The 25,230-nt window shown below is 46.3% G+C and carries 17 protein-coding genes and 1 pseudogene; 11 read left to right on the top strand and 7 right to left on the bottom strand.

The genetic code is table 11. From position 1 onward, the window contains the following. Positions 1-76 precede the first annotated feature (76 nt). From A0U94_RS12245 to A0U94_RS12235, 3 genes and pseudogenes are all read left to right on the top strand, one after another. Entirely contained in the window at positions 77-934 is an 858-nt protein-coding gene (locus A0U94_RS12245) for a creatininase family protein (protein ID WP_077803521.1), read from the top strand. Continuing rightward, positions 931-2,157 carry a YncE family protein gene (locus A0U94_RS12240; protein ID WP_077803520.1) on the top strand — a complete coding sequence of 409 codons (1,227 nt, stop codon included), beginning with the start codon at positions 931-933 and terminating at the stop codon, positions 2,155-2,157. The genes A0U94_RS12245 and A0U94_RS12240 overlap by 4 nt, the downstream gene beginning before the upstream one ends. Positions 2,158-2,303: 146 nt before the next feature. Further along, positions 2,304-2,570, top strand: a pseudogene (locus tag A0U94_RS12235) (transposase); the annotation flags it as partial. A 741-nt stretch (positions 2,571-3,311) separates the two neighbouring features. On the opposite strand, the gene A0U94_RS12230 reads toward A0U94_RS12235, so the two are convergent. The 6 genes from A0U94_RS12230 to A0U94_RS12205 form a co-directional block, all read right to left on the bottom strand. Further along, positions 3,312-4,937, bottom strand: coding sequence for a glycosyltransferase family 32 protein (locus tag A0U94_RS12230; protein WP_077803519.1), 1,626 nt, complete (start codon positions 4,935-4,937; stop codon positions 3,312-3,314). Between the two features lie 40 nt (positions 4,938-4,977). Beyond that, a complete protein-coding gene (locus A0U94_RS12225) occupies positions 4,978-6,570 on the bottom strand; it encodes a glycosyltransferase (protein ID WP_244178011.1) in 1,593 nt (530 codons plus the stop codon). Between the two features lie 559 nt (positions 6,571-7,129). Continuing rightward, positions 7,130-8,458: a glycosyltransferase family 4 protein gene (locus A0U94_RS12220; RefSeq protein WP_077803518.1), complete on the bottom strand. Its 1,329-nt coding sequence runs from the start codon at positions 8,456-8,458 to the stop codon at positions 7,130-7,132. 159 nt (positions 8,459-8,617) lie between these two features. Continuing rightward, a complete protein-coding gene (locus tag A0U94_RS12215; protein ID WP_208611643.1) occupies positions 8,618-9,847 on the bottom strand; it encodes a polysaccharide biosynthesis/export family protein in 1,230 nt (409 codons plus the stop codon). A gap of 160 nt (positions 9,848-10,007) precedes the next feature. After that, positions 10,008-11,165, bottom strand: a complete 1,158-nt coding sequence (locus A0U94_RS12210) for a glycosyltransferase family 4 protein (protein ID WP_167369385.1) — start codon at positions 11,163-11,165, stop codon at positions 10,008-10,010. Then, positions 11,165-11,755, bottom strand: a complete 591-nt coding sequence (locus A0U94_RS12205; RefSeq protein ID WP_077803515.1) for a sterol desaturase family protein — start codon at positions 11,753-11,755, stop codon at positions 11,165-11,167. The genes A0U94_RS12210 and A0U94_RS12205 overlap by 1 nt, the downstream gene beginning before the upstream one ends. A 1,192-nt stretch (positions 11,756-12,947) precedes the next feature. On the opposite strand from A0U94_RS12205, the gene A0U94_RS12200 reads away from it, so the two are divergent. Continuing rightward, positions 12,948-13,610, top strand: coding sequence for a hypothetical protein (locus tag A0U94_RS12200; RefSeq protein ID WP_244178010.1), 663 nt, complete (start codon positions 12,948-12,950; stop codon positions 13,608-13,610). Positions 13,611-14,607: 997 nt separating this feature from the next. Here the strand turns inward: A0U94_RS12200 and A0U94_RS12185 are convergent. Further along, positions 14,608-15,645, bottom strand: a complete 1,038-nt coding sequence (locus A0U94_RS12185; RefSeq protein ID WP_167369384.1) for an LTA synthase family protein — start codon at positions 15,643-15,645, stop codon at positions 14,608-14,610. Positions 15,646-16,239: 594 nt separating this feature from the next. Between A0U94_RS12185 and A0U94_RS12180 the strand changes: the two genes are divergently transcribed. The 7 genes from A0U94_RS12180 (at position 16,240) to A0U94_RS12150 (ending at position 25,003) form a co-directional block, all read left to right on the top strand. Further along, complete coding sequence (locus A0U94_RS12180; protein ID WP_077803512.1) at positions 16,240-17,925, top strand: capsular polysaccharide export protein, LipB/KpsS family; 1,686 nt, start codon at positions 16,240-16,242, stop codon at positions 17,923-17,925. Beyond that, the gene (locus A0U94_RS12175) at positions 17,922-19,292 is read left to right on the top strand and encodes a capsule biosynthesis protein (RefSeq protein ID WP_244178009.1); all 1,371 of its coding nucleotides are present in this window, start codon (positions 17,922-17,924) and stop codon (positions 19,290-19,292) included. The genes A0U94_RS12180 and A0U94_RS12175 overlap by 4 nt, the downstream gene beginning before the upstream one ends. 6 nt (positions 19,293-19,298) lie before the next feature. Then, positions 19,299-20,498 carry a glycosyltransferase family 4 protein gene (locus A0U94_RS12170; RefSeq protein WP_077803511.1) on the top strand — a complete coding sequence of 400 codons (1,200 nt, stop codon included), beginning with the start codon at positions 19,299-19,301 and terminating at the stop codon, positions 20,496-20,498. A gap of 65 nt (positions 20,499-20,563) precedes the next feature. Continuing rightward, positions 20,564-22,093: a hypothetical protein gene (locus A0U94_RS12165; protein ID WP_244178008.1), complete on the top strand. Its 1,530-nt coding sequence runs from the start codon at positions 20,564-20,566 to the stop codon at positions 22,091-22,093. A gap of 220 nt (positions 22,094-22,313) precedes the next feature. After that, on the top strand, positions 22,314-23,501 hold the full coding sequence (locus A0U94_RS12160) for a KpsE/RkpR family capsule polysaccharide export protein (RefSeq protein WP_244178007.1): 1,188 nt from the start codon (positions 22,314-22,316) through the stop codon (positions 23,499-23,501). Next, entirely contained in the window at positions 23,501-24,331 is an 831-nt protein-coding gene (locus A0U94_RS12155) for an ABC transporter permease (RefSeq protein ID WP_077803510.1), read from the top strand. The genes A0U94_RS12160 and A0U94_RS12155 overlap by 1 nt, the downstream gene beginning before the upstream one ends. A 3-nt stretch (positions 24,332-24,334) precedes the next feature. Continuing rightward, positions 24,335-25,003, top strand: a complete 669-nt coding sequence (locus A0U94_RS12150) for an ABC transporter ATP-binding protein (RefSeq protein WP_077803509.1) — start codon at positions 24,335-24,337, stop codon at positions 25,001-25,003. The last annotated feature ends 227 nt before the right edge of the window (positions 25,004-25,230 follow it).

The raw sequence follows: 25,230 nt of genomic DNA, 5'->3' as shown, positions 1-25,230 counted from the left end.
GAAACGCCGCCTCTGGAACAGGAAGGGGAAGATGGGGTAGGGAAGGGCAGCCATTGCCAGAGGTGTTCCGGCCCTGATGTTCAACCTGCTTCGCCTGTCGTGTCGTTCTGCCCTGTTCTGTGCGGGGATCGGGCTGTCTGCGGGTTTCGCACAGGCGCAGGGTGTGGCCGGGGGCGGCGCGCACTGCACCGGGCTTGCGCTTCAGGCCGAGTTTGCGTGCCGGAGCTGGACCGAGGTGGCGCAGGATGTGAAGGCGGGGACCGATACCGTCATTATCCCTGTCGGCGGGACCGAGCAGAGCGGGCCTTATATTGCGGTCGGCAAGCATAATGTGCGGGCTGAGGTTCTGGCGGATACGATTGCGGTTCAGGCCGGGCATACGCTGGTGGCGCCTGTTGTGGCCTATGTGCCGGAAGGCTCGACAAGCCCGCGCACGTCTCACATGAAGTTTCCGGGCACGATTTCCGTGCCGCCTGCCGTGTTTGAAGGGCTGCTCAAGGGCGCTGCGGAGAGTTTCCGCGTTCAGGGTTTCCGGCGCATCGTGCTTCTGGGCGATCATGGTGGGTACCAGTCTTTCATGGCGCAGGTGGCGCAGGAACTGAACCGGGCCTGGAAGGGTCAGGCTGCCGTGCTTTATGTGCGCGATTATTATGAAGTCGTGCCCCATCAATATGCCGATGCCCTGCGTGCGCAGGGTTATGGCGCGGAAGTGGGGCTTCATGCGGAGCTGAGCGATACGTCGCTGATGCTGGCGGTCGATCCGTCGCTTGTGCGTCAGGATGCGTTGCGCAAGGCTTCGAAACCGGGTGTGGCCGAGGGCGTCTATGGTGGCGATCCGCGGCGGGCATCGGCCGAACTCGGCAGGATCGGCACGGACATGCAGATCCGGACCGCGGTTGCGGCAATCCAGTCTTTTCAAAGGAGCCATCCATGACATTCAAGACTCCTCTTCTGGTGGCGATGACGCTGCTGGGAGCTGCCGCGGCCCATGCGCAGGAATATTCCCCGAGTGCGCCGATGGTGCCGGTTCCGGCCGATGCGTCCGCGCCGGTCGCGGCTTCGGCCCCCGTTGCGGCGTCCGGCATCCAGACGATTCCGGGTATGCCGCCGGTGATTGATCCGAAGAACATCTACAGCGAGACGACCCCGTCCCATATTTCGCCGGCGATCGCGCAGGACCCGGCGCGCGTTTATGTGCCAAACCTGCGCGGGGACAGCGTTTCCGTTATTGATCCGGCGTCTTTTCAGGTTGTGGACACGTTCCCGGTCGGGCATTCGCCGCAGCATGTGGTGCCGTCCTGGGACCTGCGGACGCTGTGGGTGACGAATAACAGCGAAGGCCGTCCGGACGGGTCGCTCACGCCGATCAATCCGGCGACGGCCAAGCCGGGCCCGTCCATTGCCGTGGATGATCCGTACAACATGTATTTCACGCCGGACGGTCGATACGCGATTACGGTGGCCGAGGCGCACAAGCGTCTGGATTTCCGTGATCCGCATACGATGGAGCTGAAGGGCTCGGTCGAGACGCCGGAATGCAAGGGCGTCAATCACGCTGATTTCTCCATTGACGGGAAATACGCGATCTTCACCTGCGAGTTCGGCGGTTATGTCGCCAAGGTCGATACGGTGAACCTGAAAATGATCGGGATGCTGAAGCTGTCCAAAGGCGGGATGCCGCAGGACATTCTGACGGCGCCGGATGGTCACAAGTTCTATGTCGCGGACATGATGGCGGATGGTGTGTTCGTTGTGGATGGGGATTCCTTCAAGGAAACCGCCTTCATCCCGACGGGTATCGGCACGCATGGCCTGTATCCGAGCCGTGATGGCAAGGTGATGTATGTCGCCAATCGTGGATCACATCGCATTCATGGTCCGAAACACGGGCCGGGTGGCGTGTCGATCATTGATTTTGCGACGGACAAGGTCATCAAGACCTGGATGATCCCCGGTGGCGGCAGCCCGGACATGGGCAATGTCAGCGCGGACGGCAAGCTGCTCTGGCTGTCGGGCCGGTTCGACGATGTGGTCTATGCGATCGACACCGATACGGGTGCGATGCGCAAGATCCCGGTCGGCGCGGAGCCGCATGGCCTGACGGTCTGGCCGCAGCCGGGACGCTACAGCGTCGGGCATACGGGGATTTTGCGGTAAGGTTTGCGGGATTGATGGATTGGAAAAGGGAGGCAGATGTTCTGTCTCCCTTTTTTTGTTTTACGCAGGTGGAGGGTTCGCAAACCCGTCTGGTTTTGGGCCTCTCGCTGTGATTCCATTTCTTCCGTGTTGATTGGGGATGGGAGATGAAGCGGTCTGGTTTCTTTGATGTTGAAGAGCGGCTTGCGCGATTGAGTTGGCTTGGCGATCAGCTCGAAGCGTTTTCCCAGACTGTGGATTTTGAAGTATTCCGTCCGGATCTGAACAGGGCTCAGGCGTATTCAGACGGGAGCAAAGGCAGGCGCCCTCCGTTTGATCCGGCGCTGATGTTCAAGATCCTGGTGATCCAGACGTTGAACAATTTGTCTGATGAGCGGACGGAATGTCTGATCAATGACCGGCTGTCTTTGCTGATCAAAAATCACAGACGGGACTGTTTATCCGAACCGTCGGCATCGCGCGAGCTACATGAGGATCGGGCTGGCCAACATCATCTACAATATGCGCCGCTTCCTCTTTCTGGAACGGATCAGCGCTGCAGCGTAGCAATCCAGCAGATGATAGCTCCCAATCTGCTCAAAACTCAGAAATCATAAGCCAGGCGCATCCATCAACAGTTCTTCGATCCTTCCAAGTGGACCTGTAACGGTTTTGTGTTGGTCATTTGAGGGTTTTAAACTGGTGGTAGGACGCCGACGAGGCAATGAAGATAGGGAAGGTGGGGAAAATAGCTGTTGATTGAAGTTTTTGCGGCCCGATTTTTGCCTCTGAAGAGCATGACGCGGTATGGCTCTGGGCAGCCAACCAGTATTCCCTTAGCGTCACCCTCGAGCTCCCGACATCGATTTATACGCCTAGCTCGCGGACGCCTCGGGCGAATTAATAACTGCCCTGTCTCCCACAAGCCCGAAATCATGCCTTGGAACTCGAAAAACTGCAGGACATCACCAGCATACTGATTCTTGCGGTGCTCCTTGAATGCTTATACCTCGGTATCGCACAGATCAGGATCAAATCGTCTGTCAACGTATTCCAGATCAATAAGATAAATCATTCCGAATAGAAACAGAGATAACGCCACCTAATCCAGGCTAGTTTTCGCACTGGAAATATATTTAACCTACATAAGGTGGCGCCAATATTGGAATATAATTTCACTTAGGTGATAAAGAGAATTTTTCTATATCGCCATCAAAATCTCCATAAACATGGACTCTGAATTCTAGGTCATCGATATCAAAATTCACATCGACTGGAAACGAAATAGAATCTTTATGGGATGAAAAGAAGTGTTTTTCTCTGAACTCACTGATTACTTTTTTTCCATTTGCGTAGGCGATGTCAATTAATATTCTCGAAAATTTGGTTCTTTTTGAGAAATTGATAGAGAATATATATTTTCCCTTTGCTACAAAAAAGTAGGGCCCATAAGTGACGCGTCCTTTTGTTCCCTTTAAAATAGTAATTCCTTTTTGAGAACGTTGAGCAGAAATAATCTTGATAGCTGCATCATCTGCAGTCCAAGTTGTTTTATCGGATAATTTTTTTAAGTCTTTATAAGTGTCTTCAATTTTAATTGGTTCTCTATTAATAAACTCCTCAGTTTTGATTTGTATGTTGTTAGCGGATTCGTCTAATTTTTCTAGTTCAAAACAAATTATTGTTCCTGAAAAATTTTCGTCGACGGCGACAACAAATTCTACAAGAGTAGAGTTTTCGTGTAATTCAAAAGAAATTTCTTCAAAATTATCCGTCTTGAGAGCGGAAACGTTTATTATTTTGGAAGCCGCATGTTGCGCACCCCCGCCCGTTGTAACGTCGACAAAAACGCTGCCAGATTTTGAATGATCACCAAAGAAAATTCTAAGTTTGTAACGGCCAGAAAGAAGCTTGATATAAGGGCCATAAATTATGACGCCTTTGGTTCCTGAGTGAACCAGAAATCCTTTTTCGGTTTTTCGAATATTATTGAATTTAATTCTTTCATCTCTAAATGAAAATAAAGAGATTTTTTCTCCATACATTTGCCGGGAAAGCCATATTTCTTTATAATTATTTGTTCCCGAAAGCCCAAGATGAGAAAGATCACCGGGAACTAATTTAGTTCTAAATGCAATTATTTTGTGGTCAGGCGAAACGTAGGCATCGTTTTTCATGCCCCCTTCTGGGGTTGTCCAACGGTATTCTCCAATCCACTGATCATCTGCATTTGGTGATTGTCCTTGTTCGACCATTGCAGCAGCAATGGCTCGTCCGTACATTACCGGACCTGTCGGGCAAAGTGGGGTGCTTCCATAAAACTTACTATTATAGTTATTTACGATCCACTCTATACAGATTTCTAATTCTCGTCGCTTGGGAAGAGACCAGATAAGACCATTTTGCATAATGGTCCAACTTTCTGCGGTAAAGCATAGTTCCTTAAATGTAGAAAATCCTTTCTCTTTAGGAATTTCCCAAGAATTCATCATTCGTATTCCCAAATCTATATACATCCCACCCATGATATAAAGAATACAATATCGAGCAAGATCAGCTTTATAGGCAAAAGCTGTTATATTCTTGTAAGTTTCATATACAGAGGCATCGAAATTATCTTTTAGGAATTGTGATATTTTATCATTATCCCATAATATATATTCGGCATCTGGGTGCAGTCGTCGAGCTTCTTTTGAATTGAAATCAATTAGCTTAGGTAATTTTTTAATAGGATTTTTGCCTTCTTGAATAAGTATTTGGTGGACGTATGTAATCGTATGGATGTTGCGCTGTTTCAGCATGAAAAAAATCCCTAAAAGTTCTATATTGAAACGTGAAAAATTAAGCGACTATGCCAAGAATTTCTACGAGACTATTTTCTCCGTGAGAAAATCCAGTCCCAGAAGAAATAATAATCTGTTCTAGGCAGCCTTCGAAAGTCGCATCACTCTCCACAAACAATATTGGGTTCAGCATATTTTCCGTAATACAAAAATCCATATTCAAAGATTCTTTATCAAATAAAGATTTATAGGAGAAATTTTTCCGAATGATTTCATTACCGCTGTCAGTAACGACAACAGATATTCTTTCAAATTCTAAGCCATCTTGGAAAAAGAGTTCGGCATTGTAAAAGCCAGGGGCAAAGTCATGAAGGTGAGCGACAGCTATTTTTCCAGGATTGCTTTTCCGAGTATAGATTCCAGATTCTGTTACAAACCCTACTTCTGTACCTAGTTTTTGAGACAGTTCGTTGTTTTCAACACTGAAAACTGTTTCGGGAATACGTACAGAAGAAATTTCAATTTCTTCAATAAATCCTTCAAACCAATCATCATTGGAAAGCCGAACTTCTACACCTTGATAAGAGCAATTAGTAAAAAATCTAGATTTTAATTCGAATGTGTTTTCATCTGCGACATCAAACCATCCTTTGAATATTTCATCAGCGCCTCCTCGATTACAGACTTCTACAAAAAGACGAGAAAAATTTGTTTTTGGTTTGAATTTTATGGAAATCTCATAATTTCCAGCCTTTAACTGAATATAAGGGCCATATGTAAAGCGGCCAAGCTTGTATTTGTTTATAGTTATTCCATCTGGAGTTCTTTTTGCACCGTTCGTTAGCTGAATCTGCTGATCATCATGCCGCCAGATAGAGGATGGTTCGCCATAGATTTTACGATTTTGCCATATAACATTATGGTTGTTGCCGCCTTTTAGACCCATATGGGCAAGATCACCTGCGTGTACTTTTGCTCGGAGCGCAGTAAGATTACCGAATGGATCTGTGTAGATCATATTTTTATTAACACTACTGGGTGTAACGGCGCGGCATTCTCCGATCCATTGAGCCGAACAACCACCTGGTCCTGAAGTGGCAGCAACAAGTGCAACAGCTCGTCCGAGTTGCACGGGCCCTGTTGGGTAAAGAGAGTTTAGTCCATAATAGCGGTTCATACAGTTTTGTACGATCCAATTAATGGAATGCAAAAGTTCGGGGCGTCTTTCCTCTGAGAAGATAAGGCCATTTTGCATCATGAACCAATTAGTTTCTTGGTATAAATCTCTAAAAACGCAGAATTCTATATTCTCGGGAACTTTAAATTCTCGCATTAGCTTGACGCCGAGATCTACATATAGACCGCCTTCTACATATAAAACACATAATCTAGCAAGATCGCATTTGTAGGCGTAAGGAACTAGAGTGTCATATGTATCAAGAACTGATTTGTCGAAGTTATTTTTAATAAGTTCCCTTACTGATATCCCGCCCCACATTTTATAAGGAATATTCTCGTGTAATTCTTGTATTTCAATAGCATTGATACGAAAGGCTTCTGGAATTTTTTCTGGGATTTCTCCACCGTCTACGATCATGATTTGGTGTATTTTTCTGATTCTTTTTTTCAAAAGCAAATTTTTTTCGTTCATTTTTATACCACCATTAGGTCTATCAGGGTGCTCTTCTTGGGCTTTAACTGAAGAAGCTGTTTCTATGCCTTAATATCCCACATTTTTTTTCATTCTTCTAGCTGCTTAAGGCAGGCTATAGCCTATTGCTCCGCGATATGAGGGATCTGTTGCGAACCTTTCAGAAGAATTTTTTAAGAAATTGAGTCAAAAAATGGTTTGAATGGTTTTTCACAGTAAATATTCGTGATGACGAGCAGGTCTTGAGATGACTGGATGGGGATGGTTGCTGCCACGTTTCTGTTGATCCGGATATCGTCGCTCCAGCTAGGCGAAGGCGCCCTGTCCGCTACGAGGGGATGCCGGGCCCTGATTTTTCTGCCCGCAGCGGGGGCCTCCCCGCTGCGGAAGTTCCCTTGTATGTTCTAACTCATCACGACGATACTGATAGTCTGTAATTCCATTCTTGATTGGGATCTTAGGTGTTTAAGATAAGATTTAGTGGAAATCCGTTCAAATACGACACATGTATATCAATATATCGAAACATTATTTGTTTTTATATTTCGATTTTATTTCATTAAAGATGTTTTTTATTTTTAGAGTCATGTAAAAATTTCTCATACATTAATTCTAGGCGTCTTGCATAATGTATCATATCAAAATTAACTGCACGCGACGGGCCTTCATGAGCGAGTTTTTTGCAGAGTTCGTCGTTGCGGTCGAGTTTCTCAATTCCAGATGTGATGGCTGAAATATCATAAGGGTCTACTAAAACGGCATTGTCGCCTGCGACTTCTCTCAATGCCCCCTCTTTCGAAGTGAGAGTTGCGGTTCCAAGAGCCATGGCTTCCAGGACAGGGAGGCCAAAGCCTTCGCTTAAAGATGGGAAAAGTACAGCCCTTGCTCCGCGGATTAAGGCACCTAATAAAGTTTCAGGAAGATAATCTATCTTCATGATACGATTTAGTTGGATGCCTCTTTCAAGAAAACGAACTTCCTGTTCTGATTTCCATGCCATCGCACCTACAAGGACGAGCTTTCGTTTCGTATCAGCTTCCAGAAAGCCTTCAATGATTCTTCCGATATTTTTTTTAGGCTCGAAAGAGCCGAAGAATAGAAAATAAGAATCGGTTTTCAAGCCAAAAGCGCCATCAATTTCTTTTTCGACCTGCGCAGGGGACAGATTTATAACTTTCTGACTGGGATGTACCGATTGATAAGTATTATATATTTTGGGCGCAGCTTCCGGATGAAAATTGATGATATCATTGCGGGATGCTTCGGAAACGGTACAGATTCCATCGGCTTTTTTACAAAGATCGGCAATCAGTCTGGAGTAATATCCTTTATCATCCAATGTCGTATAAGGCAGCCTCAAGGGTACAAGATCATGCATCGTATAGATGTTGATGGCACCTTTTAGATAAATTGGAAGGGGATAAGTCCAGTGCATAATCTGGGGAGGATTAGGGATACTCAGAGGCGTAAAGCGCTTAAATGTACGATATCGCTTAGCTGCTTTTTCAAATAGGAACGGGGCATTCAAAAGACGATCATAGGCAGGGAGTCTGTTAATGAAACTCCGCGCCTCGACACGGCCAGAAATGGGAATAGTTACCGCTTCCTCTCCCAGAAAATCGGAGCGGCGGTTTTGCCACCATCGGGCTGAAAAGAGTTTCGTTCTGCGCTGAGGAATGTCCTGACCAAGTCTATCGAAGAACATGACTTCACGTAAGGATGACGACATATAACGTGTGATGTCCATCCCATAAAGGACGTCCACATGATGTCCCATCTGTTCCAGGCAATGACTGAGCGTGCGCGCATAGGTCGCGACACCTGTCCCTCGAACCATAGCAAGGTTGAAACCGTCAATGCCGATGCGCAGGGGAGAGAAACCCTTCATAAAGCTATTCGATCCGGGATACAGTTAAGCCAAACGCGGCTAACCTGCGCCCATTATAGAAAAGTCTCAAGAGAGTTTGTCCATTTACAGGAATTTATTAAATTTCTGAATCAAGTTTCTATTTTTCCTGATTCAGAAATTTAATTATTTTTGTTTTATTTATTTTGCTATCCATGCCGCTGTAATCGCTGGACTGATAAGGGTGCTGATTAGCTGATTAAATTTATAAAATCTTCCAGTTTTTGCATTTGCAATCAGAATGACGTCTTTGTTTTTCATCGGAATTCGCTGAGATAGTAAATAATTAGTTGGATCCATGAGATCGATTTTATAAACAACTGGCGTTCCGAGCATCGTGGGCGCTGTGGTCAGGTGCAGTTGTTTAGAAGCAACGGGATCTTCAAACCGGAACAGAAAAATAGCGTTTGGATCGGCGCGGTTATCGTTTGGCCCACCGGCACGTGCTACGGCTTCAGCAAGCGATAGGTTAGGAGACTTGAATGGAATTTCCGTTACGGTGGTCCCTGTAGCACCAAAGACCGTATAGGTTCGGGGCTGATAAATGATATGGATCCTATCACCAGGATGAGCCCGAATATCTTCGTGGGGATGTGATTCCAGCGTACCGAGATCGGTGCTGCCTGTTCGTTCGCCTCTTACAAGAGAGACGTGAGTGTCTTCTGGAGGGTAAAGAGCTCCTCCTGCAATGGCGACCAGATCGGAGAGCCGCTCTTCTGCAGTGCTCAGAACTATGCGGCCTGGGCGATGTACTTCTCCGGAGACGATCACCGTATTCGCAATATCGTTGGAAATTCTTACCATGACCTGTGGGTTCTGGGATTTTCCTTTGAGTTTCTCGCGGATCTGTTCTGCCACTACCTGGGGCGTAACACCGGAAACATTAAGGCGCCCAACAAAAGGAATGGCGATGGTGCCATCAGCCTCCACCTGTGTGGGTGGAAGACTTTGATGGGTCACACCGGCCGTAATTCCGCCCGAAACGGCCCCGCCACTTGCGCCGTCAGCTTCTGCAGTCGCGCCACCACCCGGAGAAAAAAGCCCACTTCCCAATTCGAAAATGGTGATAGTGAGAACGTCTCCTGGGCCAATCCGATCGTTATGAAAATATGTTGCTCCGCTCCCATCAAGGCTGGAGATCAAAGGTGGTATTTCAGATGCCAGAATATCTGTTGTCTGGGGGGTGATCGGAATGATCTGATAGCCAAGAGGGTTCTTGTTGGGATTTTTCGCAGATGCGAGAACACGACTTTCTGTCGGTGCGCTTTCAGGAAGGGCGCTACATCCTGCCACTCCTATCAACGTCATCAGGGGGAGCAGCGCGGGCAGATGCTTGGCGGAACTGAACAATGTGGAAAGAGCAATCGGCATAGAGAAGTCGGCTTTCCCGGACAGGTTAGGTGGCGCAATCATGCTGCCTGATGTGGACCCCCGAGAGGATATCACGGGAGAGACTTTAAAACAGATGGGGCTTTTTACTGGAAAAATCTTTCTACATGGAAGCGTTCCTAGAAGTTTTTAAAGCAGAAATTCAATTTTTTATAAAATTTCTGTAAAAATTTCCGACTTTCCGAGCATAAGATGGAAATTGAAAAGCCTCTGCTCGCACAAGCCCAGCTTGGATTAGAGACTGGTACAGAAGATCATTTGTGCCAATCGTGTATATGGCTTCACTTATTTCCTTCACATTCACAGGAGAGACCAGAAGTGCAGCCTGTTGGGCAACTTCTTCTGTGGCATGCCCAAAGCTGGTTATGACTGGAGTGCCCAGCATCATGGCCTCAATGATCGGTAATCCAAAGCCTTCTGCCAGCGAGGGGTAAATAACTGCACGGGCTTCCTGAATCGCTTTGATAAGGGCGCTTCGGGAACACCATGGGACTAGATGAACCAGTTCAGGCCTTGGATGGTTGTAAAGAGCGGCGAGCTCATCCTTGGCTCCAAAGCCTCGATTGCCAATAAGCGTCAGTGGTCTTCTGGTTCTGGATAACCCATGAGCAGTAATGATTCGCCCAATGTTTTTGCGTTTCTCGATAGAGCCAAAATATAAAAATCCATCCGTGGGACTAGGAGGGGAAGTATATCTAGCTTCGTGAAGTTCTTCGTCTGAAAATCTGACTGCCTGGGGCAGGAGGGTAATCTTATCTTCTGCAATTCCCAGTTCTGAGATCAGATCTGTCTGAACGGCTTTGGATACGGTTACGATGCCATCTGTCTGCTCACAGCACTGGAGCAGAAGTCGTTTCATTTCCGACTTGGAGAATCTGCCGTATTCAGGATGAAGAATGGGAATGATATCGTGAATGGTGACAACGTTCTTGGTATTTTTCCACGCTAACGGAAGTGGATAAGTCCAGTGCATAAGAAGCGGAGGGTCGAGACTCTCTAGATACGTCATTTTGTGCCAGGTTCTGCTGCGAACAGTGGCAGTACGGTACAGGTCGGGCACCTGATAGTTTATTCCGCTCTTTCGAACGCGCCGTTCTGAGAAACTGGCTTTTAGTAACCGAAGTACCTGACGCGGGAAAGAATGAGGATTGAAGTCCGGACTTCTTGGTTGCAGGTCCAAAAGCCGGGAATGCTCTAACCCCTCGGTTTCACAGGCTTTTTCCAGCATTTGGGCATAGGTTGCTACGCCAGTTCCGCCTGAACGTCCCGTGCTGCGGGTATCAAAGCAGATCCGCATCATTAAGACTGGCGGCTTTTCTTGCTCTTGGTGCCGCACACACGGTCCCAAAAAATTGCTGTAACTGCGAAATTGCGATCTGGGTTTGCATAGTGGTGCAGCATATGATGCCGGTGTAAAAGGCGAAAAAACGGCCATTTCTTCATAGGAAACTGATGGCAGGCATAGTGGATGAAGTCGTATCCGACATAGCCCAGCAAAAATCCCAGAAAAATCGCCTTTCCATCCTCATGCAAAAGTTCAACGGCTCCAAACCACAGAACTGCCGCAATCGGAACCGTCACGTTTAGGGGAAGCATGTTGCGGAGAGGATCTGAAGGCAGGTCATGATGATTGCCATGGATGACAAAGATCAGATGCTGGCCAAAAGCAGATTTCAACTCAAGATGAAAAAGGAAGCGATGTCCTAGATATTCTATAATGCTCCAGAACAGAAAACCCAAGAAAGCCATTTCCAAAAACCGGTCTAGGGGCATGGGTAAAGTATTATAAACAACCAAGGTCAATATAAGAGCCCAAAATGGCAGAAATATCTTCATTGGCATGAACGTCATCAGTTCCAGCCAACGGTTTTGGAAAAGCCTTACGGACATCTCGATACCTGATCCCTTCTGCAATATGCCCGCAATTGCCTACTGCGCCTTAGATGAAAATCAATTTTCTCAATTCTAACGGCAGATCGTGCGTAAGTAAAATTGGAATAGAGTCTTGGCGCTTTGACATAAAGTGCTTTTCCGCACACTGCGTCGTAGAAAGGCTTAGGCCAGAGATCAGTCGCAAGGTCGTGAAAACTCAGAGGCTGAATCGAAAAGGAGGGTGAGTGATTCTGTAATATTCTGCGGATATGGGCGATGATGAGCGAGGTGTAGGGTAATTGGTCACTAGTACGCCGACGGCATCATCCTGGAAATGTGAAGGTCTGTTCCACGATCCCCGCGCCTTGGCAGAAGCATGAACCTCCTAGCACTACTTTAACAGGAATATGATTTTTAGGACTCCCATGGCACTGATTGCGTGAGTCGTGGGTAATAAATCTGCTGGCATCGGAAGAGGAATGACCAGCGGATCCTGAGCGATGGTTGCCCCTATTCGAAAGGTCTATATGATCTGCCTGAGGTCTGATTCATTTTGTTACTAAGGACATAACGGCAAAAAACAAGTATTGTCAGGTCAAGAATTGACAATTACTGGGCATCTTCTTCCCCTTGGCGGTGATTTTGGCCTATCTGTCGGGGAGATAAGTGCCGGTTTCTCAAGAGTATACTGCATGTTCTGCGGGCAGCTTCTCTTGGTGAGGCGCTTATGAGTGCAATGGCAAGTGGAAATCCGTCCATGTTAGGTTTCGCCGTTTCGCTGAACAGGGCATGTGGGATGCTCTCTTGGCTTTGTCGTATCGCAGACTAGATTTCAGACTAGAAAGTCTCAGGTACCCCTGATGAAGCTGCCTGTATCGAACCCCAAACCCATGCGGCTCAATCGAGGGTGTGCCCCTTAGCTTCTTCAAAGCCTTCTGATCTGCACGATATTCTAGTTTGCATCGGACCTTCGATCTGGTTCGCGAATTTTCCTGCTTAAATAAGAACTTTCGCCATTTTCGGAGCGTGATACACCTATATCTATGATATAATTAGATTAATAGAGAATTATAGGTGGTAAGGGTAAATGAATCTAAATGATTGATGGACATTCATTAATTAATCAAAATATAGAATCTTGTTATTTTTAATTAATTGTCCTTAAAAATAATATCAATTTAAGTTCTTAACTTATTTAAGGTAATAAAAAATGGAAGAAAATCTTGATATAAATTTAATCGATCATTTACCGAACAGTAGATGTAAATTTTATGATAAAAAATCTAGAAGTATTATTATATGGTTTGGTGGATTGGGTGAGCCGTTCCTGAGTGAAAAACTGTCTGATTTTACAGGAATGGACTGCTTATCTTTGTTGGATATCAATAGTAATTGGTATGAAAATGGTATATCTGATAAATTTAACTCAAGAAAAAAGATGATAAAATACTTTAATTCACTAAAAGATTACAAAAATTACGAAAAAATGATTTTCTGTGGGCAAAGTAGTGGAGGATATAACGCGTTATACTTCTTTTATTATGCAAAAGGGGATTTATCTATTGTTTTTGCTCCTCAAACAGGAAATCAATTTAGTGGTGATGGGCATATGTCTCCACAAGTAGAATTAAAAAATATTTCTAATCTGTTCAAGAAAAATGAAAAAAATGTTGTGATAAATATTTCTAGATCTGAAAAAAATAACGAAAAAATTTATATGTGGAACGATTGGTGGCAGATTAAAGATTTAAAAAATTATCCAAATATAACAATTATTTCTCATCCATTTGACTCTCATGCAACGTCTTTATTTTTGAGAGAAAAGGGGATTTTCTATAAATTTATAAAAGGGATTATTGATATATACATCTGACACTATTTTTGCAGAAATATAATTTTTAGGATTGGTACGGTGCTGATTGCGTGTTTCATGGGAAGCCAGCTTGGATGGGGCTAGCAGGAGCATCTAGGTCGCGTTGACACAAGATCTGATCCGGACATTTGCTGCGACGAGGTTGAGGAAGCTCATGAATGACAAGGCGGTCTTGTCGTAGCATGTCGCGATGCGGCGCATCTGCGGGAGGGGGTTGCGGTCACTGTAACGCCGACAGTCTGTTTTCCGGGGAACGCTGCGGCCTGTTTTGAGGAAATAACCGCAGGATCCCATGGATCAGCAGATCCTGGCGGAAAAAGCCAAGAGGACGTCCGTGAGTGTCGCATGGGGCGTGGATTTTGCTCGTAAAGCCGCCGCGTGACCGACCAGAGGCTTCCGCATGAGTCCTCCTTTTGCGCGAGTGACCTGTGAACGGGCACGAACTACGGTGTGCTGTCGAGTATATGGTGCCAGTTATCGGTCTGCCCCAGATCTGTAAGCGTTTGCAGCAGAATCCCAGGCACCGTGTTCACCCAACGCACGAACCGGACGTAGACCGAGTTTCACTTGCTATAGCGCTCATGCATGTCAAACCAGAGGCATCCCGTGCACAGGAGATTAAGCGCAGCATACCATTGGGAAACAGGCCGTTGTCTCTGACCGGTCGATCTCAACGTCCGCGCTCAGGCGGCAGAAGCAGACCAATCATCGCCCATTTCCGATCCGTCAGGTCGTCTCGTGCCATACCTGTTCCACTAAGCTGCCTCGCCATAGCACCCAGCAAAACAGATCTTACCCAAGGAAAACAGGTCTTTTGGCAACGCGACCTAGTTGCGACCGATGGTCCCATTCATGAGTTATCAAGAAGAGTACTTCTTTTACGGCTATTATGATTGCTATCGTTACCTGATATTCTATATCTCTGTAGTCGGCAAATGGCCAGGCAGGCAGCGCAATCTGCATGTACATTTGCAGTCCAGAACAGATTGGTTCTTCTTCAGTAGTGCCTGAATGATTTCCCAAGAGAGTGAATTATTTTTTTAGAGAATTCCGCTGGAGTGAGATGTGTGTCCTGTGGAAAATCAAATTCGACTGATGAATGGTATGTTTTTATAACGAAGGGTGTAGATTTATTTTGGTCTGGTGAATTGTAGCCTGGAATAGAGGGCCGATGGTCGCCAAAAAATGCAAGTACGGCTTTCTTTCCCAATCCTGCGAGCGTCTGATCCAGCATATCAAGCAAAAGGTCGCTGTTGCGGACGTGAAAATCGTAGATTTCGAGTGGATCTTTATACTCGGTGTTATCAACCTGCTTCCAAGGCCCATGATTTTCCATTGTCACGGCATAGATCATTTGGGATTTTTGAGATGATTTTCCAATAATATCACAGATTTTTTCTCCGAGCGCTATATCCCCCACATAAGATCCGCAAAGATCCTCTTCAGAAAATGCTTCCGTAGAAATGAGTTTCGTAAACCCCATCTGAGGCATCAGCTGGATTCTGTTATAGAAACGGAGATCGTGAGGATGTAAGAAAATTCTTTCTTCGAAAGAAGAAGAAAGAAGATTGGGTAATGCATAAGACATATTGCTATGGGCTGTCAGGAATGGATCAAATTGCCTGAAGCCGAGGCTTTTCTCATTCTGCCCGAATAGCACAGCATATTCCGTGCGCATTGTGTAAGCGCCAAATCCGCTGACGTCGAGTTGCCCGCTTCTTGTATTGCCGCCCTCCTTTTGGAAACGAGCCAAGGTCGGCAAGGGAGGGAGTGGGTGTTGAGTAATGAGAGAAACTGGATCGGCAAAAGACTCGCACTGGATAATAATGAGCAGTTCTATATCCATCGGGACACTGGAAGAAGGTTTTTTGAGTGGAGCAGGGGCTGCTTCACGGCGCCAACGCAGGAAGTAAAAGAAAAGCGTTGCGATTAATCCGTAATTTCTGACGTCAGAAAAAAGATTCGGATAGGTCATTAATGTCGTTGACCATTTTTTTCTCCATAAAATAAATAATGTAGAGCTAGATATGGTCATCACAAACATTCCGACCCAGTGGGAATAGGGTGGAAAATCATTCTTAATTATAAAATATACAATACCCGGGACAAAAAATATTACAGATATAATAATTATTCTAATAAATTTGGGGATGGCATCTATATAAAACCGTGGATAACGCAGAAAGGACGCTGCGACGGCGAGGTCGCTGAAAATCAGGGGTTCTCCCAGAACTCGAGATTTTAAAATGGATGCCATAGTTAAAAGGGACGTGAGTAACGTGGTAAGCACAAACGCAAACCAAGGGCTTCCTATCAGGAAAAGAAAAAACCCAAAAATGATAAATATAATAATATTTCTTGGAATTGATTGTGAAAAATTCAAAAATCTCTGTGAATTTGCAGAATCAATAATTGAGTTTAATAAAAAAAGGATTATTATTACAATAAAATATTCTAGCACGTATTATTTTTTCATTTAGGGGTTATGGATCTGCTTGGCTGCTATCTTAATGACGGCGACCATTATTCCACAAGATGTGTTAAGGGATTTTTCTTTTTCCATAAGATATATTATTGAGTGGTTTCATATCGTCTGTCGCCCTGATCTTTGGAAATTGGCCTCTTTTTAATGACCTTTCTGAGAATTCCCCCACCGTTGACGCTGGCTGTTCCCCGGCTCGGGCGTCCAGTGCGGGATTGGCGTTCGTTTTCTGGAAAAACAACGGTTGAGGTCTCTCTTATCCAGATATTGCGGACAGAAGAGCTCGGTGGCGCTTTCTGGTTGTCGTGTTGTCGCGGAAAAGGACAATTTGACCACCTTGTTTCTGGCAGTGGTAACTGGGTACGTACTCGGAAAATTGTTCAGACCATTCTGGCGAAACATCCAGGACAGACCATCTGTGTGATTATACCGGTGGCTGAAGACCTGCCGACATTCACGCACAAAAATGTTTTTCTCTCTCGGCCCTGTGAGCCCCATGATCTTCTGAAACGCTGTGCCGCGGTTTGGGGAAGTAAGCCCGACGATCTGACGCTGCTGGGGGCGGTATATGGTCGGTCTGTAAAGCTCTTGAACCTGCAGGACGAGTTTCAAATCCTCTCTACATGTCAGGCGATGGGCTGGCTGTCAGAGGGAGTCGAATGGACCAGTCCGTTTACAGGGCAGCGGGTTGATTTGGCGACGATGGTAGACATCGTCTCTGATGCCAAAAGAGCATGGTTACAAAAGCGTTCACTCGGCGTCTGTGTGGGAATGGCGTGGTGGAAGCGCCGCCGGATCAGGCAGTTTTTTGAGGGCTCTGGACTCCCGGTTATTTTTCGTTCCCGGAGTTTTGCGGCAGTACATTCCGCAAAAAGGCGAGGCAGGGGTATTGCTGTCTGGGTCAGTCGTGCGCCTCGGGGACTGTTTAGGCACGCTGTGGCTGCAAACATTCCTGTTGCCAAGATAGAAGACGGTTTCCTCAGGTCCATCGGCTTGGGCAGTGATCTGCTGCCTCCTTCTTCCATTGTTCTGGATCGGCGGGGAATCTATTTCGATCCTTCATGTTGCAGCGATCTCGAATGCCTTTTGGCCGGCACAGAGTTCACGGAGGCTCTTCGCGCTCGGGCGGCCGCCCTGATGAAAGTGCTGGTCGAACGAAATATCTCGAAATACGGGGCATCGTCCTCCACAGGCTCTTATCAGAATCTTCCAGCAGGAAAGAGAATTCTTCTTGTTCCCGGACAGGTAGGAGATGACCTTTCGATCCGTCTTGGCTGTTCGGAAATTGCGGACAATCTGTCCCTTCTGAAAGCCGTAAGGCAGCGTAATCCCGAAGCGTATATTATTTTTCGCCCGCATCCGGATGTGGATGCAGGCCACCGGAATGGCCATGTGCCTGACAACGTTGTGATTCGTTATGCGGACGAAGTTCAGCGCGGTGGTTCCATGACGGCTCTGATCGCCTGCGTGGACGAGGTGCACACCATGACGTCGCTTGCGGGATTTGAGGCCCTCTTGAGGAAGCGGCCTGTTGTGACCTACGGGCAGCCCTTCTATGCCGGGTGGGGGTTGACAGAGGATATGGTGCCCCCGGTTGCCAGACGTGGCCGCCAGCTCTCCCTCGAAGATCTCGTGGCGGCGACGTTGATATTATATCCGTGCTACCTCGATCCGGTCACGCTTTTGCCATGTGGACCTGAGATTCTGATTGAGCGTCTTTCGCAGCCAGAGTTATGGAAACCCAGCCTTGTAACTCGACTTAGAAGGGTGCAGGGAAGACTGCACAAGCATGTGGCCCATCTGATATCATCGTCTGCAAGAAAGAGTAAATGACTTTAGATCCAAATATTTCGATGGGTGTCATTCCTGAGCCTAAGCTGGAAACACGACGTTTTCTGTTGCTTCAGGGGTTGATGGGCCCTTTTTTTGAAAGGGTGGGCAGGGGGCTTCTGAAAGAAGGCTACGGCGTTCATAAAATTCATTTCAACGGCGGCGACCGGCTGTTCTGGAGATTGCCGAACGCTATTGACTACTGTCGCTCCCTGAAAGAATGGCCACCTTATCTGAGGGATTTCATTGCCCGAAACGGAATTACGGACGTCCTGCTTTTTGGTGACTGCCGTCCCCATCATGCCGCGGCCCTTGAACTGTGTCGCGAACTACATGTGCCTGTGCATGTATTTGAAGAAGGCTATTTGCGTCCAGATTGGGTGACTCTGGAGTTGGGTGGCGTTAACGGGCATTCCAAACTGCCACAGGATCCGGAGTATTATCTAAAGGCAGCTGCATATCTTCCAGAGCCTGAGCCTCACCATCCGGTGCCATCTTCTTTTCGACGGCGGGCCATGGAAGGTATTGCGTATAATATTGCGGACATTGTGTCCCGGTGGCATTATCCTCACTGGACCAATCATCGACCTTGGCACCCCCTGACCGAGGGTGTGGGCTGGCTCAGAAGACTTTCTGACCGCAAGGCTGCGATCCAGCGCAGTAAAGAGGTGGTTCGCCGATTGTCGGCAAGCAAGGCGCCTTATATGCTGTTTCCACTTCAGCTCAATGCGGATGCGCAGGTGCGTTTGCATTCCGGTTTCAGCGGCATTGAGGACGCGATCGAACAGGTTGTCGCTTCTTTTGCAGCATCTGCCCCCTTGGACATGCGTCTGATCATCAAGGAGCACCCGCTGGATAACGGCATTTATGACTGGCGTCGTATCGTCGGGCGGATCGCCAAAAAATATGGCGTTATCCAGAGGGTGGGTTATGTCGAGCATGGCGATATTGCGGTGATGGTAAGAGGTGCCAAGGGGGTGGTGACTATTAACAGCACGACAGGAACTCTGGCAGTTACCGAAAATATTCCAGTGATTACGCTTGGGCAGGCTGTTTATAATATTCCAGGAATTACTCATCAGGATGGTCTGGATAAATTCTGGACGTCTCCTAAAGGTCCTGATCCTGAGACATTCATGGCTTTCAGGCGTGTGTTAATAGAATATTGCCTGGTTCCCGGGGGATTTTTTTCTGAGGAAGGCCTGAACACGCTCGTTAGTGGAGTGATCAGCCGTCTGCAGCGACACTGTCCTATCAAATTTCATGAAGCGTGTAGAACTATTGGGTCGGACGTAGCTGCATGGGACTGCATGAGAGATCCTATCCTGTCTCTGTCAGCTAAATTGGCCAACATTGTAGAAGGCTTTTGAACTGACGTGATCCCGGTTTCCTATCTTCTGGATATTTCCCGCCTGCTGGCGCGGGCGGACTACGCCGTTCCCACAGGAATAGATCGGGTCGAATTATCCTATGCCCAGTATCTTCTGACTCATAAACGGGAGCAGAGTTATTTTTGTGCCATGCATCCCATCGGAATTGTAGGTGGTATTCCAACACCGTTGGTTGAGGAGATAATCGAAGCACTGGCGGCAAAATGGGGATCATCTAAGGTCTTCGGATCGACATCACGCCTGAAGAGAAAAATCAGGAGAAAAATCCTTTATTCTCCGCTCCCTAGAAAACCCCACATGCTCCATATTTTGGTGTCTCATCATCATCTGACGCGTCCCAGGGTAATTAGAAATATTCTTAAACGTACGGACGCACAATTCATACCTATCCTGCATGACCTTATTCCTTTGGAATATCCTGAATATGCGCGTCCTGGTGAGCCGGAGCGGCATGCTGTGCGGGTGCAAACAATTCTTGATTATGCGGCTGGTATCATTTTTCCATCGTATGTAGTGCGCGATGCCTTCATGCCGTATATGAAAAAACAGTCTAGGCAGATTCCTGTTAGCGTGGTCCCCTTGGGGGGCAATGTGAGGAGAGCAGAAGACCTTCTGCCTCCAACGTTAGTATGTCCCTCACGTCCCTATTTTGTCTGTCTGAGCACGATTGAGCCCCGAAAAAATCACTTGCTGTTATTGCAGATCTGGCGTCGTTTGGCGGAACAGTTAGGTGATAAAGCCCCCGTTCTGGTTGTCATTGGCAAACGCGGGTGGGAAAATGAAAATATTATTGATCTTTTGGATCGCTGCCCTTCTTTGAGAGGGCATGTTCTGGAGTATAATGAACTTCCAGATCAGGATGTTATCCATCTTCTGAAAAATTGTCGCGCTCTATTGTTTCCGACTTTTTCGGAGGGGTTTGGGTTGCCGCTTGCGGAAGCTTTTTCCTTTGGTGTGCCGGTATTATGCTCTGATATTCCCGTACTGAAAGAAGTAGGGGCAGGCATCGCAGATTATCTGGATCCCCTGGATGGTCTCGCCTGGATAGAAGCCATTATGGATTATATGGCTGATAGCAAGCGTAGAAATGATCAAATTGACCGTATTCAGTCTTGGAAACCATTTGAGTGGGAAGAAAGCATATACAAATCCCTTAAAAGTGTTGAAGGTAATTTGAAGTATTAGAGTAATAGATGGGTTTTATAAGCTGTAGGCACAGCTCTAACATAAATCGGTGTAGGAGATTGAAAATGCGTTTTTTTAGATGGATTTTTCTGATCTCCTTATTGTTTGTATTTGGCACTGAACATGTTGCTGCAACTGTGCCCACATTGCCTCAGGGAATATCTCTCTCAGCAGATAAGGTTTTAGCGCTTCGCCCTGAAGCGGGTGCAGTTTCGCGTTCGCAAGCGGTACAGAACCAGGATGTTGTAAGCCTCTTGGATTTTTGTCCCGTTTCGCTAGTCAATGGCTCTAACGATAACACAGCCTGTTATCAAAATGCGATAAATGCCGTTTGCTCTGGAAAATCCAATGCTTCCCCATATCGTTCAGGGGGGGAATTGTATGTTCCAGCCTTGGCGATCGTTCTGTCTCAGGTCAACATTCCTTGCAATGGTGTTCACATCCATAACGCAGGAAACGGAAATGTTAATTCTGGCAATCTGGATTATAGAGGGACAGTATATATATCAACACCAAAAAATTCTGGAACAATGTTTAAATATTCATCGAGTAATTCAGATTACGGGACGGGATTTTCATTTGACCATGCGGGCATTGATGCCTCAAATATGGTGAAAGACGGAACAGTTTTTGATATTTCTTGGACACAGCACTCTATAATCCGGGACGTATCGCTTCTTAATCCGTACAATATTTTTAAGGAAGAAGGAGGAGCCGCCAATCTCGTTGAGGATATGGTTGTGCTAGGAATGCGAGGTACAGGATTTGAGTTTTGGGGGGATGCTTCCCGTTGCGGATCTAATAATCCAACTGTTTCTCTTGCTGCATGTAACAAGCGGGCAGATCTGCTACGCCTGAATCGTGTTAATATGAACTCTGCAGCCGGACATAAAGCACGGTGTATTTATTGGCACGATTTTGCACAAAGTCTTGATTTAAGTAATACAGTTTGTGAAAGTGCTGCAGTCGGAATTCAAGTATCTTGCGATAAATCTATGGGAAATAATGGGGAGGCATGCCCGGCCTTCGGTCGTTTTTACGATCCGGAATTTGAGGATTGTAGTTTATGTATGGATATTTCAGACGCACAAGACTTGGAAATACACGCGGGCTATGTGCTAGGGCGGGGAATAGCGTCCAAGAATGTTGTAAGAATTTATAATACCAACTTTGGAGCTTCTGCAACGCCTTCTATGAAAGGGTCTTATGCCGAGGCTTTCCGATGGATAGGTGGTCGTTTTGGTAATTCTGGTGGTTCGGTGATGTCCATTGGAGTATCAGAATTTATCTTATCTGGAGGTCAATACTTTAATTCGAGTTTGGAAGATAATATTACATCTCTGCCGCAGTCCACTATTGATGTGACGCATGTAGGGAGTATGACAATCCCGACAAGGGGGATTATTTCAGATAATATACTATGTGTGGCCTCTGGGCAGCAGCCTCTTGGAGTTCACCAAGGAGGAATTTTGCTCGAGGAGGGCGTAAAGAATGTGCATGTTCATGATAATGATACTTCTATGTGCATGGATGGTATCATTAATAAATCTACAGAAAAAAATACAAAATATAAAAATATTATACATGATAATTAATATATCTTCTTTAGAAGGTTTTTAAATAACCAAAATTATTTTTGGTATATTTGGGATGTTTTATTTTTTACATAATGATATCAATTTTGTGTAAGCTTATATTATCTTATTATCTTTGGGGTTTGTCGGGATAATTTGGAAAAATACTATAGCTTCTACCATGGGTAAGCTTGTCGAAGACAATCATGAATATGATTTGCGTTCCTGTAGTGGTTAGGGCATGAGTATCCGCATGGTTGAATTGAACGTTATTTCCTCTGGTGATATGATATCGCATACGGATCCCCAAAAAAAACCTTTCAGTGGAAAAGTTATGCGGTGGCTGAAAGGTCACCCGGGCTTTAACCTGATAGTTCTTTTCCCTACATTTCTTGCTATTATGTATTATGGGTGTGTGGCGTCTCCCCAATACGTCTCGCATGCCTACTTTGTAGTTCGGGGCGCCGGAGCTCAAACGCCTAATATGTTAGGCGGACTTATCCCAGGTATGGGGGGGGCGGGCAGTACTGAAGATACGTATGCCGTTCAGACTTACATGATGTCGCGTGATGCGGCCCGGAATCTGATACAATCTCAAAATCTCAGGGCTGTTTTCAATCATCCTGATGCGGATTTTTTCGCTCGATTCCCAACTTTTTTTCGTGGTAATACTTTTGAGCATTTCTTTTCTTATTACCAAAAGCATATTATCGCTGAGCTGGATACAACGACTGGTATTTCGAGCCTGACAGTTAGAACTTTCTCTCCCCAAGACTCACAGCGGATCGGGCGGGCGCTCATAAATGCAGGCGAGCATCTCGTCAATGAAATGAACGCCCGTCAGCGAGAGAACACCATTGCGTCCTCTCAAAAGGAAGTCGTCGCGGCAGAAGAGAAGATTCGCAATATTGGCTTGAAAATTGCAGATTATCGTAACAAACAAAACATACTTGACCCTCTTAAGCAATCCGTCCCTATGTTGCGTGATATTGACCAATTGAAAGCCATGCTCACTGCGACGCGGCTGAAAGTTGCTCAAGTTACGAAATTTGCGCCGGATACTCCTTTGCTTCCTGTATACCAGCGACGCATCGAAGTTATCAAAGCTGAAATTGCACAAGCTCAAGGAGATATTACGGGATCAAATTCTTCCTTGGTGCCCAAGATCACAGAGTACGATGATCTTGTCACTCAAAAGGAGGTGGCCGAGCGCGAACTTGTAACAGCAACGGTCAGCCTGCAAGCAGCCAAGGTCCAGGCCGACCGGCAGCAGTTATACTTGGATGGAGTTGCCCAACCAGATTTGCCGGATTATCCGGAGTATCCACATGCGATTGCAGACATTCTTATTGTCCTGGCAACTGGTCTGGGAGTCTATGCCATGGGTATTCTCCTTATTAGTGGCGCGCGTGAGCATCAGATTCACTGATGTCTGATATTAATTCTCAAATGCCGAATAAAGCTTCTGCGTGGAGCAAAACGTCTCTTGTTCAGCAGTTCCTGCTCCAATTCCGGGTCATTGGAGCATTGCTGTTCCGGGAAATGCACACTCGTTATGGTCGCGAAAATATTGGCTTCCTCTGGGTGGTGGGAGAGCCAATTCTTTTTTGTGCTGGCGTAACAATAGTCTGGACGATACTGCGGGACGCTCATGAGCATGATCTTCCAACAACAGCAATTGTTCTCACGGGCTATGTCCCACTTACAATGTGGCGACATTGCCTAACTCGCGCGGTGAACGCCTACATGGCCAATGGAAGTTTGCTTTTCCATCGTCAGGTAACGCCTCTGGATATTATTCTCGCACGCGTCATCTTGGAAGTTATGGGCGCCTTGGCTGCGGGTTTTTTGGTTTTTCTGGGGGCATGGCTCGTTGGGTATATGGAGCCACCGAAAGACTATGGAATGTTGTATCTGGGGTTGGGTTTTCATTGTCTTTTTAGTTTAGCTACTGCCCTTTTGGTTGCTGCGTTGAGTGAGGTCTCGGAGTTAATAGAAAAGAGTATTGGTATTATTTCGTATCTCTCCCTGCCTTTCTCTGGCGCGTTTACGATGGTCGACTGGCTTCCCCCCCGTTGGCAGAAAATGATCTTATGGTCACCTAGCGTTGATAATATTGAGATGATTAGAGAAGGGCAGTTTGGTCATAGTGCCCATGCTCATTATGATATCTTTTACGATAGTTGGATGACGTTTCTTCTTCTTCTAATCGGATTGTCGCTAACTCTCCGTGTCCGCCGCCATATTACGGTTCAATAAAATATGTCTGATCCCGTAGTTCCTTTTGTGCGCTGCATAGATATTTGTAAATCATTCCCTGTCCATCGAGGGGTTCGGCGTGTATTGCATGATGTAAATTTTACAGTCGAAAAGGGTCAAAAGCTCGGTATTATGGGGCGAAACGGCGCTGGAAAATCGACCCTCATCAAAATCATCGGGGGCGTAGAACTGGCTACTTCAGGTTTGGTTGATCGGACCATGAGCGTTTCATGGCCTTTGGCATTTGGAGGGGCCTTTCAAGGAAGCTTATCAGGACTTGATAATCTAAGATTTATTTGCAGAATTTATAACCTAGATTATAAAAATACTCGGGCCTATGTGGATGACTTTGCTCAACTAGGCAAGCAGCTTGCTGAGCCAGTAAAAACTTATTCTTCAGGAATGCGAGCTCGGCTGGCTTTTGCGCTATCTATTGTAATAGAATTTGATTGTTATTTAATTGATGAAGTAATTATGGTAGGTGATGCTCGTTTTTTGCAAAAATGCCAGGATGAATTATTCGGAAGGCGTGCCAATCGCTCTCTCATCATTGTTTCTCATGACATGGGTTTTATACGTGAGCACTGCACAGTAGGAGCGCTTTTGCATGATACCCATTTTAGGATGTGTGATAGCGTTACGGAGGCGGTAGAGCGTTACGAAGCTTTATGAGGCATAGAGTTGGCATAAATTCGCTATTGAAGCTTCGCTGTGTTCGGGACTTAGTCAAAAAATGGTTTGAGTGATTCTGCCGATATGGGCGATGATGCGTCGGCTTTAGGGGGCTGGATAGTTGCCTCCACGATCTCCGTGCTTTGGTAGGAATTTGATGTCGGAGAACGTTGCGTCGGGCATGCAGGGATTTTGCGGTAAGGTCTGAAACGGGGGAGCGGTCTGCT

The sequence above is a fragment of the Gluconobacter albidus genome (genome assembly GCF_002005485.1).
Classification (GTDB): Bacteria; Pseudomonadota; Alphaproteobacteria; order Acetobacterales; family Acetobacteraceae; genus Gluconobacter; species Gluconobacter albidus.
Note: the sequence above shows the minus strand (reverse complement) of the source record. Positions and strands in the feature narration are given on the sequence as shown.